The sequence below is a fragment of the Pseudomonas sp. Irchel 3A5 genome, from assembly GCF_900187575.1.
Classification (GTDB): domain Bacteria; phylum Pseudomonadota; class Gammaproteobacteria; order Pseudomonadales; family Pseudomonadaceae; genus Aquipseudomonas; species Aquipseudomonas folii.
The window spans coordinates 341,655-354,985 of record NZ_FYDU01000001.1 but is presented as its reverse complement, the minus strand read 5'-3'; the positions used below and the strand labels follow the sequence as shown (position 1 = coordinate 354,985).

Below are 13,331 nucleotides of genomic sequence, written 5' to 3'. Positions count from 1 at the left end.
TACTGCCCATAAGACTGGGTTAACACCCATTGAGTTCACGCGTGGGCAAAGCGTAGCCGGAAAATGCTGAAACGGTGGCTGAAACGACCAAGGCTGTCGGAACCGAACTGATGACGTGGGACCGGCTTCAGCCGGGAAAGCTGCCTCACAAACAATACAAATGCATTGAATGCAATGGCCTCTTCCCGGCTAAAGCCGGTCCCACGTCGTCATATCAGCTTGCGGGAAAACATCCACTCTCCCACATGGGTCGTATTGCCAAATTGAGAGCAGCTCTCCTCACACCATCAATCCAGCGCCTTCCAGATATCCCCCGCATATTCCCGGATCGTCCGGTCCGACGAGAACCAGCCCATGCGCGCCGTGTTGAGCACCGCGGAGCGCCACCACTCTTTCGAGTCGTGCCAGTGAGCCTCGACCCTGGCCTGGGCGTCCCAGTAGGAATCAAAGTCGGCGCAGACCAGAAAGCGGTCGTAGGCCAGCAATTGATCGATCAGGCCGGCATAACGGTTAGGATCATCCGGCGAAAACACGCCGCCCCGAATGGCTTGCAGAACGTCGTTGAGTCGACCCGAGGCCGCCGCTGCCGCGTAAGCGCTGAAGTCGCCTACTTGTTTGTGGGCTTCGACTTCCCGAGCGGTCATGCCGAAGATGAACATGTGCTCCAGACCCACTTGCTCGCTCATCTCCACGTTCGCACCGTCCAGCGTGCCAATGGTCAGCGCGCCGTTGAGGCCGAATTTCATGTTGCTGGTGCCTGATGCTTCCAGGCCCGCAGTCGAAATCTGCTCCGACAAGTCGGCTGCCGGGATGATGCTTTCGGCCAGGCTGACGTTGTAGTTGGGCATGAACACGACTTTGAGCAGGCCGCGAACGGTAGGGTCACTGTTGACCGTGCGAGCGATATCATTGGTCAACTTGATGATCAGTTTGGCCGAGTGATAACTGGCTGCGGCCTTGCCAGCGAAGATCTTCACGCGTGGCACCCAATCAGTGCCCGGCTGAGCACGAATGGCCTGATACAAGGCAACGGTGTGAAACAGGTTCAACAGCTGGCGTTTGTATTCATGAATCCGTTTGACCTGCACATCGAACATCGCGGCCGGATTGACCACGATCCCCAGACGCTCCTTGATGATCGCTGCCAGAGCACGCTTGCTGTGCAGGCGCTGATCCGCGAATTGCTTGCGGAAAGAGCTCTTGTCGGCGAACGGTTCCATTTCGATGAGGCGTGTTTCCGCACTGTCCAGCACGTCATCCCCGAGGGACTCGGTAAGCATCTGGGTAAGTTTGGGGTTGGCCTGGAACAGCCAGCGGCGGAAGGTGATGCCGTTGGTTTTGTTGTTGATCCGCTCGGGATACAACTTGTGCAGTTCGGCGAAGACCGTCTTGCGCATCAACTGAGTATGCAGCGCGGAGACGCCGTTAATGCTGTGCGAGCCGAGGAACGCGAGGTTGCCCATGCGCACCCGACGGCCGTTTTCTTCTTCGATCAGCGATACCGCGCGCAGTACGTCGAAATCGTGAATGCCTTTGGCGCGCAAGGTGTCGATGTGCTGAGCATTGATGATGTAGATGATCTGCATGTGGCGCGGCAGCATCCGCTCCATCAGGCCGACCGACCAGGTTTCCAGCGCCTCTGGCAGCAGAGTGTGGTTGGTGTAGGCGAGGGTGCCCACGGTGATCTTCCAGGCGGCATCCCACGCGATGCCATGGTTGTCGATCAACTGACGCATCAGCTCGGCCACTGCAATGGACGGGTGCGTGTCGTTCATCTGGATGGCCGCGTGTTCCGGGAGATCCATCAAGGTGGCATGCATATTCAGATGGCGACGCAGCAAATCCTGCAGCGACGCGGAGACGAAGAAATACTCCTGACGCAGACGTAATTCCTGACCAGCCTCAGTGGCATCGTTCGGGTAAAGCACGCGAGAGATACTTTCAGCGCGCACCACCTCGGCCACTGCACCAAAGTGGTCACCGGCGTTGAAGCGCTCCAGGTGCAGATCGCCAACCGCTCGGGCGCGCCACAGACGCAGGGTGTTCACGCTTTTACCGCGCCATCCCACGACGGGCGTGTCGTAAGCGATGGCCCGGACAGTTTCAGATGGACGCCAGACCTGACGCTGTTCACCGTCCTCATTGGTGAGGGTGTCGACACTGCCGCCGAAGCCGATGGGGTACACCACTTCCGGGCGTTCGAATTCCCATGGGTTGCCGAAGTCCAGCCAGTTTTCGGTCTGCTCCTGTTGCCAGCCATCGACAATGGCCTGGCGGAACAGGCCGTGTTCATAACGAATCCCGTAACCGTGACCTGCGATGCCGAGCGTCGACATGCTTTCCATGAAGCAGGCCGCCAGACGACCAAGGCCGCCGTTACCCAGCGCTGCGTCGGGCTCAAGCAATTTGATGCGCTCGATGTCCACGCCCAGCTCGGTCATCGCCTCGCGGGCAACTTCCAGCAGGCCGAGGTTGCTCAGGCTGTCGTACAGCAGACGCCCGATGAGAAATTCCAGTGAAAGGTAATAGACCCGCTTCTGGACCTTGCGATAAATCTGCCGGGTATGGTCCATCCAGTGCTCGACCATGTGGTCACGAGCAGCGAGTGCAACAGCTTCGAACCAGTCATGCTCAAACGCATGGTCAGGGTCCTTGCCCACCGAATAGGTGAGTTTGGCGAGAACAGCGGCGCGGAAAGCAGCCACTTCAGCGTCACGAACGAGTGGTTCCTGAGACATCGATACGACCTCAAGTAGTCAGACGAATGAAGGATGAGATTTCTTTGACTGTAGGGCGAGTCTGCAAAACTTTCCTGAAATTTCCTAAATTACTCAGGATACGACCCTCGGTTCGACAGACTCTTGTCGCTCTGGTTCGCCGGTTTGGGCAATTGGCAAACCGCTTGCATTGATCGTTCCACTCTCGGCATGAGCTGAGAGTGACAGCATGAACATTCCTCGTTTCGGGTTTATGATGCCTCAAGGCAAAAAAATAGAAGAACCCGAATCGCACTCACGGAGCACCTATGCAGACCTTGTATCCGCAGATCAAACCTTACGCCCGGCATGATCTGGCTGTAGAGGCACCGCACGTTTTGTATGTCGATGAAAGCGGGTCACCGGAAGGTCTGCCGGTGGTGTTCATTCATGGCGGTCCGGGCGCGGGCTGCGATGCGCAAAGCCGTCGTTATTTCGATCCCAATCTGTATCGCATCATCACTTTCGATCAGCGCGGCTGTGGTCGCTCGACACCTCATGCAAGCCTGGAGAACAACACCACCTGGGATCTGGTTGCCGACCTTGAGCGGATTCGCGAGCATCTGGGTATCGATAAATGGGTGCTGTTTGGCGGGTCGTGGGGATCGACCTTGTCCCTTGCGTATGCCCAGACTCATCCGGACCGGGTTCACGCTCTGATCCTGCGCGGTATTTTTCTGGCGCGTCCGCAAGAAATCGAGTGGTTCTATCAGGCCGGTGCAAGTCGCATGTTCCCGGATTACTGGCAGGATTACGTGGCCCCGATCCCGTTGGACGAGCGCGATGACCTGTTGACCGCGTTTCACAAGCGTCTGACCGGTACCGACCAGATCGCCCAGATGCACGCTGCGAAAGCCTGGTCCACCTGGGAAGGTCGCGCTGCAACGCTGCGTCCTAACCCGCAAGTGGTTGATCGCTTCTCCGAGCCGCAGCGTGCGTTGTCGATTGCGCGCATCGAGTGCCATTACTTCACCAATAATTCTTTCCTCGAAGAAAACCAGCTGATCCGCGACATGCCGAAAATCGCCCATTTGCCGGGGATCATTGTGCACGGTCGCTATGACGTCATCTGCCCGCTGGATAATGCATGGGAATTGCACCAGGCCTGGCCGAACAGCGAGCTGCAGGTGATTCGCGATGCGGGGCATGCCGCTTCAGAGCCAGGCATCACCGATGCCTTGGTCCGCGCCGCCGCGCAAGTCGCCGCGCGGCTGCTGGATTTGCCGCCTGAAGAGGCTTGATGGAATTTGTGGGAGCGGTGCTTGGTCTGGGCGGCATTCCGACGATAAGGCTGGACACGGTTCCCTTTAGATCGCGTCGCTCTTATCGTCGGAGTGCCGCCCAGGCCAAGCACCGCTCCCACAAGAGATCTTCAGCAGATTCAATATGGAATTTGATACATGAAAGGCTTGCTACAACGCGTCAGCAGCGCACGAGTTGAAGTTGAAGGGCAGATTGTTGGCTCTATCAATCAGGGTTTGATGGTTCTGGTGGGGGTCGAGCCTCAAGACACGCAGGCCAGTGCCGACAAGCTGCTACATAAGCTGCTCAATTACCGGGTGTTCAGCGATGCAGATGGCAAGATGAATTTGTCCTTGCGCGATGTCGAAGGTGGCTTGCTGCTGGTTTCGCAGTTCACTCTGGCAGCCGACACCAAAAGCGGCATGCGGCCGAGCTTCTCGAAAGCAGCCCCGCCAGCCCTTGGAGCCGAGTTGTTCGAGTATTTGTTGAGTCAGGCTAAAAGCTCGCACGCAGTGGTCGAATCGGGCCAATTTGGTGCAGACATGCAAGTCCATTTGATAAATGATGGCCCAGTGACTTTCCTGCTTGAGGGCTAAAGGACTGATTTGGTTTACTAACCCCGAAATTATTAGGCTGGAAAGCAATAAATACTTCATTGGACATGGTGCGTTGTTGCACGCGCTACTAGATAATCGCGCCGTCCGGGTATCCGCGTTTGTGGCACCGTTTGGCAAGTTCAAAAGCTGGTCCGACACCGTTTGGGGAATCATTAGGTTCTTTTGGAGTCGGAACAGTGCTCGCCAACCCGGCAATTGATAGCTGGCCGTTGGTTTCTTCATCTGTTTTCGGCGAGGGTTGCTCGTGATTGTTAGTCCCTGTAATGCGGTAAAGACACCTGGCAAGCGGTTGCGTAGCGCGCTATTGGCAAGTTCAGCCCTGATCTCACTGTTCAGCGCCACTCAACTGTGGGCGTTTAGTCTTGATGACGTAGCGAGCAGAGCGAAAGAACTGGCCGACAAGAAATACGAAGCCCCGCGCAGCAATCTGCCCGCCGAGTTCCGCGACATGAAGTTCGCGGACTACCAGAAAATCCGTTTCCGTGAGGATCGTGCCGAATGGGCTGGCGACAGAACGCCGTTCAAGGTCTCGTTCTATCACCAGGGTATGCACTTCGACACCCCGGTCAAAATCAACGAAGTCACTTCGACCACCGTTGAAGAGATCAAGTACGACGCCAGCCGCTTTGATTTTGGCGATGTGAAGTTTGATCCCAAGTCGACCGAGAATCTCGGCTATGCCGGTTTCCGCGTTCTGTACCCGATCAACAAAGACGACAAGCAAGACGAAATCATGACCATGTTGGGCGCGAGCTACTTCCGCGTCATCGGTAAAGGTCAGGTTTACGGTCTGTCTGCACGTGGCATGGCGATCGATACCGCGCTGCCGTCTGGTGAAGAGTTCCCGCGTTTCACCGAATTCTGGATCGAGAAGCCAAGCGCTGATGACAACCATCTGGTGATCTTCGCGCTGCTCGACTCCCCTCGCGCAACCGGTGCCTACAAGCTGACCCTGCGTCCGGGCACCAACACGCTGGTCGACGTCCAGTCGCGCATGTACCTGCGTGACAAGGTCTCCAAACTGGGCGTTGCTCCGCTGACGAGCATGTACCTGTTTGGTGCCAACCAGCCTTCGCGCGTGCAGAACTATCGCCGCGAGCTGCACGACTCCAACGGTCTGTCGATTCAGGCTGCCAACGGCCAATGGCTGTGGCGTCCACTGACTAACCCTAAACATCTGGCCGTCAGCAGCTTCTCGGTAGAGAACCCGCGCGGTTTCGGTCTGCTGCAACGTGGTCGCGACTTCGCTAACTACGAAGACCTGGACGACCGCTATGACAAGCGTCCGAGCGCATGGATCGAGCCGAAAGGTGATTGGGGCAAAGGCACCGTCGATCTGGTAGAGATCCCGACTGCTGATGAAACCAACGACAACATCGTTGCATTCTGGAAGCCGGAAACCCTGCCAGCACCGGGCGAGCCTGTTGACTTCAACTATCGCATTCACTGGACCATGGATGAGAAAGCCATTCACTCGCCTGATCTGGGCTGGGTGAAGCAGACTCTGCGTTCCGCCGGTGACATCCGTCAGTCCAACCTGATTCGTCAACTGGACGGCAGCGTTGCGTTCCAGGTCGATTTCGTGGGTCCGATCCTCGCATCGATGCCGGAAGACAAGACCATTCGTAGCCAGGTAACGACTGACACCAACACCGAGCTGGTGGAAAACAACCTTCGCTACAACCCGGTGACCAAAGGCTATCGCCTGACGTTGCGGGTCAAGGTCAAGGACACCAACAAGCCGATCGAGATGCAGGCTTACCTGCTGCGCGAGATCCCGGCCGAGCCAGGCAAGGAACCTGCGGTACTGGTTGCTGACAAGGCTCACATCGGTGACGAGAAAAAAGCTGCGGCTAAAGAGGCTCCGAAGAAAGAAGCCCCTGCGGACGCCGCGAAGGATTCGAAAGCCGATGTAGCCAAAGCTGACGCAGCCAAGCCTGCTGATGCCAAGGCAGATGCATCCAAGCCAGCAGATGTCGCCAAATCTGACGCCGCCAAGCCAGCTGATGCTGCCAAAGCAGACGTAGCCAAGGCTGATGTCGCGAGAGACAAAGACGGCAAAGAGATCCAGCAGCCTGAAGCCGAAGCTGCACCCACCAATCCAGAACCGGCCAAGACGCTGCAAGTCATGACCGAGACCTGGAGCTACCAGTTGCCAGCCGATGAGTAATTCCGTACCGGTGCCAGTATCGCTCAGCGAGTACCTGGCGCACCTCCCGATGAGTGATGAGCAGCGAGCCGAACTGGCTGGCTGCACCTCGTTCGCTGAGTTGCACGAGCGCTTGTCTGCTCAGCCAGTCACCGACCCTGCCGAAGCCGCTCAGGCTTCGGTGGGTCGTCGGCTGACGCTGACCACCGCCGAGGCTTTGGAAGAAGCCGAGATGTTGACGCTCGACGCTAACGGTCGTGTGTGCCTCAAGGCCACGCCGCCGATTCGTCGTACCAAAGTCGTGCCTGAGCCATGGCGTACCAATATTCTGGTGCGCATGTGGCGTCGCCTGACCGGTCGCAGTAACCCGGTCGAGCCAAAGGTCGAGCGTGATCTGCCCAAGGCGCGCTGGCGCACCGTGGGTTCGATCCGTCGTTATATCCTGCTGATCCTGATGCTTGGCCAGACCATCGTGGCTGGCTGGTACATGAAAGGCATTCTGCCGTACCAGGGCTGGTCGCTGGTTTCGCTGGACGAAATCACTCACCAGACTTTCGTGCAGACCATGTGGCAGGTTCTGCCGTATGCGTTGCAGACCAGCATCCTGCTGCTTTTCGGGATTCTGTTCTGTTGGGTTTCAGCCGGTTTCTGGACCGCCTTGATGGGCTTCCTGGAACTGCTGACCGGCCGTGACAAGTACCGCATCTCCGGTGCCAGTGCGGGTAACGAGCCGATTGAAAAGGGTGCTCGTACCGCGTTGGTCATGCCGATCTGCAACGAAGACGTGCCGCGTGTGTTTGCGGGTTTGCGAGCGACTTTCGAGTCGGTTGCGGCGACTGGCGACCTCGATCGTTTCGACTTCTTCGTGCTCAGCGACAGTAACGAGACCGATATCTGCGTTGCTGAACAGCAGGCCTGGCTGGACGTGTGCCGCGAGACCAAAGGCTTCGGCAAGATCTTCTATCGCCGTCGCCGTCGTCGCGTAAAACGCAAAAGCGGCAACCTCGACGACTTCTGCCGTCGCTGGGGCGGTGACTACCGTTACATGGTCGTGCTTGATGCCGACAGCGTCATGAGCGGTGAATGTCTGACCAGCCTGGTGCGCTTGATGGAAGCCACGCCGGACGCCGGTATCATCCAGACCGCACCACGGGCGTCGGGCATGGACACTCTTTATGCGCGCATGCAGCAGTTTGCCACTCGCGTATACGGTCCTTTGTTCACGGCCGGTCTGCACTTCTGGCAGTTGGGTGAATCCCACTACTGGGGCCATAACGCGATCATCCGCATGAAGCCGTTTATCGAGCACTGCGCCCTCGCGCCGTTGCCAGGTAAGGGGGCTTTTGCCGGTGCGATCCTGTCTCACGACTTCGTTGAAGCGGCCTTGATGCGTCGTGCCGGCTGGGGCGTGTGGATTGCCTACGACCTGCCGGGTAGCTATGAAGAGCTTCCGCCAAACCTGCTCGATGAACTCAAGCGTGACCGCCGCTGGTGCCACGGCAACCTGATGAACTTCAGGCTGTTCCTGGTAAAAGGCATGCACCCGGTTCACCGCGCAGTGTTCCTGACGGGCGTGATGTCTTACCTGTCGGCACCGTTGTGGTTCTTCTTCCTGGTGTTGTCCACAGCCTTGCTGGCGGTGAACACACTGATGGAGCCGACCTACTTCCTTGAACCGCGTCAGCTGTATCCGCTCTGGCCACAATGGCACCCGGAAAAAGCCGTTGCGCTGTTCTCGACGACCATCGTGTTGCTGTTCCTGCCTAAACTGCTCAGCATCATTCTGATCTGGGCCAAAGGCGCGGTCGGTTACGGGGGCAAGATCAAGGTCACCCTGTCGATGCTGATGGAAATGCTGTTCTCGGTGCTGCTGGCTCCGGTGCGCATGCTGTTCCACACCCGTTTCGTGCTGGCTGCTTTCCTGGGCTGGGCTGCGACCTGGAACTCGCCGCAACGTGACGACGACTCCACGCCTTGGCTTGAAGCGGTCAAGCGTCACGGTCCGCAGACCTTGCTGGGTGCTTGCTGGGCCCTGCTCGTGGCCTGGTTGAACCCGAGCTTCCTGTGGTGGCTGGCACCGATTGTCGGTTCGCTGATGCTGTCGATTCCGGTTTCGGTGATTTCCAGCCGTACCGGTCTGGGCCTCAAGGCGCGCGACGAGAAGTTCTTCCTGATTCCGGAAGAGCACACGCCGCCGCAAGAACTGGTCTCGACTGATCTGTACACCCACGAGAACCGCTGGCACGCGCTGAAGCAAGGCTTCATCCGTGCTGTGGTCGATCCGCAACAGAACGCGCTGGCCTGCGCCCTGGCGACTTCGCGCCACCGGATCGCCGAGCCTATCGAGTTCGTACGGATGGAACGTGTACGTCACGCACTGGCAGTCGGGCCTGAGAAACTCAGCAACCATGACCGCCTCATGCTGCTCAGCGATCCGGTTGCCCTGGGTCGCCTGCATGAGCAGGTCTGGAGTGAAAACCATCCTGAATGGCTGGATGCATGGCGAGAGTCTGTCGCCGCTGACCCGCACGCGCCGCTGCTGCCTTTGCAGCCGGTCGTGCGCGAGCCTGAGCCTTCTTTGGTTCACGCTTGATTCAAGGCTGGTAAACAAAAACGGCGCCCCGCAAGGGCGCCGTTTTTTATTGGGCTGGAAAAATATCCCTATGGGAGTTGGCCCAGTGTCCACCACACCGCTATCTCGCGCCAAGCGGTGGACCTGTAGGAGCGCACGAGCACCGCGAGGCCGCGATCGCGGTGTATCAGACTAACCGCCATCGCTGCCTCGCGGTGCTCGTGAGCTCCTACAGAATGTATTTCAATTCAGCTCCCACAGTGGTAATCCACTTGCCCCTCATCAACAATCCGGCTTATCCGCCGTATAACGCCGCGCCGGGTTCACCGCTGCGCCAAACTCACGCAAGGCCTTGGCACCAATCAACAGCGGGTAGTTGAAGTGGCTGCGGTCTACCAGGTTCACCTCGACCGTTCGCTTGACGTTACCCAGGCACAGCTCAAGATCGACAACCGGGCGTTTGGTTGGATCGAGGTCTTCGTCCTCGTCGTCGCCTTCTGCGCGGCTCTTGATTTTGCTGATCCGGGAAACCTTGTGTTCATACACCTTGTTGCTGGCGTCTTTGGTCGCCAGGCGGAAGCGCACCCAGTCATCGCCATCGCGCTTGAACAACTCGATATCCTTGGCCGACAGCGACGCGGTCAGCGCGCCGGTGTCCATCTTGGCTTTGAAGGTTTCACCGATTTCCGCGACCTTGATATTTTCGTAGCGACCATACAGCGTCGGCTCGGCAGCCATGACAGGCAATGCCAGCAGGGACAATAGCGCCAGGGTTGATTTCACTGGGTAGGTACCTTTTTTGAATTGAAATGCAATCCACCTTGTGGGAGCGGTGCTTGCCCGCGATAAGGCTGGACACGGTTCACTTTAGATCGCGTCGCCCTTATCGCGGGCAAGCACCGCTCCCACAAGAGCAGTTTTGCAGCATGCCGTTTTAGACATCGCGATCACACATCGTTCGCAGGCCAGAGCTTACCCGTAACCTTGTGAAACATTTGTCCGCGACAAGTGGATTTGGCGCTAGCGCTGTTGCTCTTTATCATGGCGACCCTTGTAGTCCTCCAGAGATCCGTATGCGTCGCCTGCTCACTGGCTGTTTTGTCACATTGCTGTTGTTGCTTAACACGCTGGTCATGATCGGTCCGTTACTGATCTTCGGCCTGCTCAAGCTGACTTTCAGCGGTCAGTTACGCGAGAGCTGCTCGCAAGCGGTGGTATGGATTGCCGAAACCTGGGCTGAAGTCGACAAGCTGATTTTCTCGCTGTGCATTCCTACCCGCTGGGAAATTCGCGGTGATGAAGGCTTGCGCAGCGACACCTCTTATCTGGTGATCAGCAATCACCAGTCGTGGGTCGATATCCCCGCGCTGATTCAAGCGTTGAACCGCCGCACGCCGTTTTTCAAATTCTTCCTGAAGAAAGAACTGATCTGGGTACCGCTGTTGGGTCTGGCCTGGTGGGCGCTGGATTACCCGTTCATGAAGCGCTACAGCAAGGCCTTCCTGGCTAAGCATCCGGAGCTCAAGGGGCATGATCTGGAAATCACTCGTCAGGCCTGCGAGCTGTACAAAAATCAGCCAGTGACCGTGGTTAACTATCTGGAAGGCACGCGGTTCACTGCAGCCAAACATGCTGAACAGAACTCGCCCTATTCACATCTGCTAAAGCCCAAGGCGGGAGGGGTGGCGTTCGTGTTGGCGGCCATGGGGGAAAAGCTGGATGCGATTCTGGACGTAACGGTGGTCTATCCGGGCGAGCGCATTCCGGGGTTCTGGAATCTGCTCTGCGGTGATGTTCCAAGGGTGATCATCGATATCCAGACGCGGGAGCTGGATCCGGCGTTATGGCAGGGCGATTACGAGAACGATCTGTTGTTTCGCGAGAAAGTTCAGGGCTGGGTCAATAAGCTGTGGGAAGAGAAGAACGCACGCATCGCCACCTTGCGAGGCGATGCGTCCCAGGATTGAAGGATCAGCGCTGAATCAGCTGCCTGCGCCCCACACGCTGCTCAGGCTTTGCAGTGCTGACCCGCCAGCACCTTGTTGACCCAGGTATTGCAGAATCAGTGGTACAAACTGGCTGACCATTGAGCTGTCCATGCCCAAAGCACTGAACGCCTTGTTCACATCGCCCATGCTTTGTACGTTACCCAACGCACTGTTCAGCACCGAGCTTTCAGCGCTGTTGCCGGAGTTGCCCAACAGACCTCCCAGGCCATTCAGGCTGCCAAGGCTGCTCAGTGCACCGTTGCCAGCGAGCTGGTCGAGGCCGGGAACAGATTTGCTCAGTTGGCTGTAATCGTTGCCGGCGAGTTTGTTCTTCGCCAGACCCAGCAAAGCGCCCGTGCCGCCAACGGCTTGCTCAGGGGTGACATTAAGGTTGGTGCCCAACAGATTGAGCAGGCCTGCAGCTTCAGGCGCTGCGGTGGCTTTCTGATTGCTGTTGGTGGCGTTGGACACAGCGTTGGCCGCGTCATTCAGATTGAAAGCGAACACCGGGCCAGCGGCAAGGGCCATCAAGGTTGCCAGTGCTACACCGCGTGAAATCTTCATTGCAACAAACCCCTCAAGCCAGAAAATCCGGCAGCTGCCGGTAGAAACACGTGTTCGACCTTGAGCGGGGTGGCAATGTTCCTTGCGTTCGTCACGTGAGTTGAAGCGAGCCTGCGTCGGTCCCATCGCGGGCAAGCCTCGCTCCCACAGTTGATCGCATTTTCCTGTGGGAGCGAGGCTTGCCCGCGATGGGACCGACGCAGTTTCAGCGTGATAAAGTGCGACTTACGCCGCGCTGAACAACTTATGCGGATCAATCACAAACTTCTTCGGCACACCGGCATCGAACTCGCCATAACCGCGTGGCGCGTCGTCGAGGCTGATGACCTCCACTCCAACAATGTCAGCGATTTTGATGCGATCCCACATGATGGCCTGCATCAACTGGCGGTTGTACTTCATCACGGGCGTCTGGCCTGTGTGGAAGCTGTGGGATTTGGCCCAGCCCAGACCGAAGCGGATACTCAGGCTGCCCATTTTTGCAGCGGCATCGACAGCACCCGGATCTTCAGTGACGTAGAGACCGGGAATACCGATCTTGCCCGCTACACGGACCACGCCCATCAATGAGTTGAGGACAGTGGCCGGTGCCTCATGCTGCACACCCGCATGGCCATGGCCACGTGCTTCGAAGCCTACGGCGTCGACGGCGCAGTCCACTTCCGGCTCGCCCAACAGTGCGGCGATCTGCTCGTGCAGCGGGGTATCGAGGGACAGGTCAGCAATTTCAAAACCCTGAGCCTTGGCATGGACCAGACGAGCAGGGTTCACGTCACCGATGATGACCACCGCTGCGCCCAGCAGACGGGCGGATGCCGCAGCCGCCAGACCAACCGGGCCTGCACCAGCGATGTACACCGTACTGCCCGGACCTACACCGGCTGTGACTGCGCCGTGATAACCAGTGGGCAGAATGTCGGAGAGGCAGGTCAGGTCGCGGATCTTTTCCATCGCCCGGTCACGGTCAGGCAGCTTGAGCAAGTTGAAGTCGGCATAGGGCACTAGCACGTATTCGGCCTGGCCACCGGTCCAGTCACCCATGTCGACGTAACCGTACGCACCGCCCGGGCGAGCCGGATTGACGGTCAGGCAGACGCCGGTATGTTGTTCCTTGCAGGATCGGCACAAACCGCACGCCACGTTGAAGGGCACCGATACCAGGTCGCCGATCTTCAGATTCTCGACGCCAGTGCCTTTTTCGATCACTTCGCCAGTGATTTCATGGCCCAGTACCAAGCCGGTTTGTGCAGTGGTACGGCCGCGAACCATGTGCTGGTCCGAGCCACAGATATTGGTGGAAACTACCCGCAGGATAACGCCGTGTTCGATCTTGCGCCCACGCGGGTCCTGCATTTTCGGATAGTCGATTTTCTGTACTTCGACCTTGCCAGCGCCGAGATACACCACACCACGATTGTCAGCCATTCTTTCACCTCGATTTTG

General features: G+C 57.9%; 9 protein-coding genes. 5 read left to right on the top strand and 4 right to left on the bottom strand.

From position 1 onward, the window contains the following. Positions 1-287: 287 nt before the first annotated feature. Positions 288-2,738 (bottom strand): glycogen/starch/alpha-glucan phosphorylase, encoded by a 2,451-nt coding sequence (locus CKW31_RS01385; protein ID WP_095092551.1) that lies wholly within the window; start codon positions 2,736-2,738, stop codon positions 288-290. A gap of 287 nt (positions 2,739-3,025) precedes the next feature. Here CKW31_RS01385 and pip point away from each other — a divergent pair, with 287 nt between their 5' ends. The 4 genes from pip to mdoH all read left to right on the top strand — a co-directional run bounded on the left by pip (position 3,026) and on the right by mdoH (position 9,357). Then, positions 3,026-3,997 (top strand): prolyl aminopeptidase, encoded by a 972-nt coding sequence (gene pip / locus CKW31_RS01380; protein WP_027901827.1) that lies wholly within the window; start codon positions 3,026-3,028, stop codon positions 3,995-3,997. A 159-nt stretch (positions 3,998-4,156) separates the two neighbouring features. Further along, positions 4,157-4,594 carry a D-aminoacyl-tRNA deacylase gene (gene dtd, locus CKW31_RS01375; RefSeq protein WP_095092549.1) on the top strand — a complete coding sequence of 146 codons (438 nt, stop codon included), beginning with the start codon at positions 4,157-4,159 and terminating at the stop codon, positions 4,592-4,594. Between the two features lie 259 nt (positions 4,595-4,853). After that, positions 4,854-6,785, top strand: coding sequence for a glucan biosynthesis protein G (locus CKW31_RS01370; RefSeq protein WP_176469757.1), 1,932 nt, complete (start codon positions 4,854-4,856; stop codon positions 6,783-6,785). Then, the gene (mdoH, locus tag CKW31_RS01365; RefSeq protein WP_095092546.1) at positions 6,778-9,357 is read left to right on the top strand and encodes a glucans biosynthesis glucosyltransferase MdoH; all 2,580 of its coding nucleotides are present in this window, start codon (positions 6,778-6,780) and stop codon (positions 9,355-9,357) included. The genes CKW31_RS01370 and mdoH overlap by 8 nt, the downstream gene beginning before the upstream one ends. A gap of 261 nt (positions 9,358-9,618) precedes the next feature. Here mdoH and CKW31_RS01360 read toward each other — a convergent pair whose 3' ends face one another. Continuing rightward, entirely contained in the window at positions 9,619-10,119 is a 501-nt protein-coding gene (locus tag CKW31_RS01360; protein WP_095092544.1) for an ATP-dependent zinc protease, read from the bottom strand. Between the two features lie 290 nt (positions 10,120-10,409). Here CKW31_RS01360 and CKW31_RS01355 point away from each other — a divergent pair, with 290 nt between their 5' ends. Next, positions 10,410-11,303: an acyltransferase gene (locus CKW31_RS01355; protein ID WP_095092542.1), complete on the top strand. Its 894-nt coding sequence runs from the start codon at positions 10,410-10,412 to the stop codon at positions 11,301-11,303. A gap of 15 nt (positions 11,304-11,318) precedes the next feature. On the opposite strand, the gene CKW31_RS01350 is transcribed toward CKW31_RS01355, so the two are convergent. Together CKW31_RS01350 and fdhA are read right to left on the bottom strand one after the other, a co-directional pair. Further along, positions 11,319-11,888, bottom strand: a complete 570-nt coding sequence (locus CKW31_RS01350; RefSeq protein ID WP_095092540.1) for a DUF2780 domain-containing protein — start codon at positions 11,886-11,888, stop codon at positions 11,319-11,321. Positions 11,889-12,113: 225 nt separating this feature from the next. Further along, on the bottom strand, positions 12,114-13,313 hold the full coding sequence (gene fdhA, locus CKW31_RS01345) for a formaldehyde dehydrogenase, glutathione-independent (protein WP_095092539.1): 1,200 nt from the start codon (positions 13,311-13,313) through the stop codon (positions 12,114-12,116). Positions 13,314-13,331 lie beyond the last annotated feature (18 nt).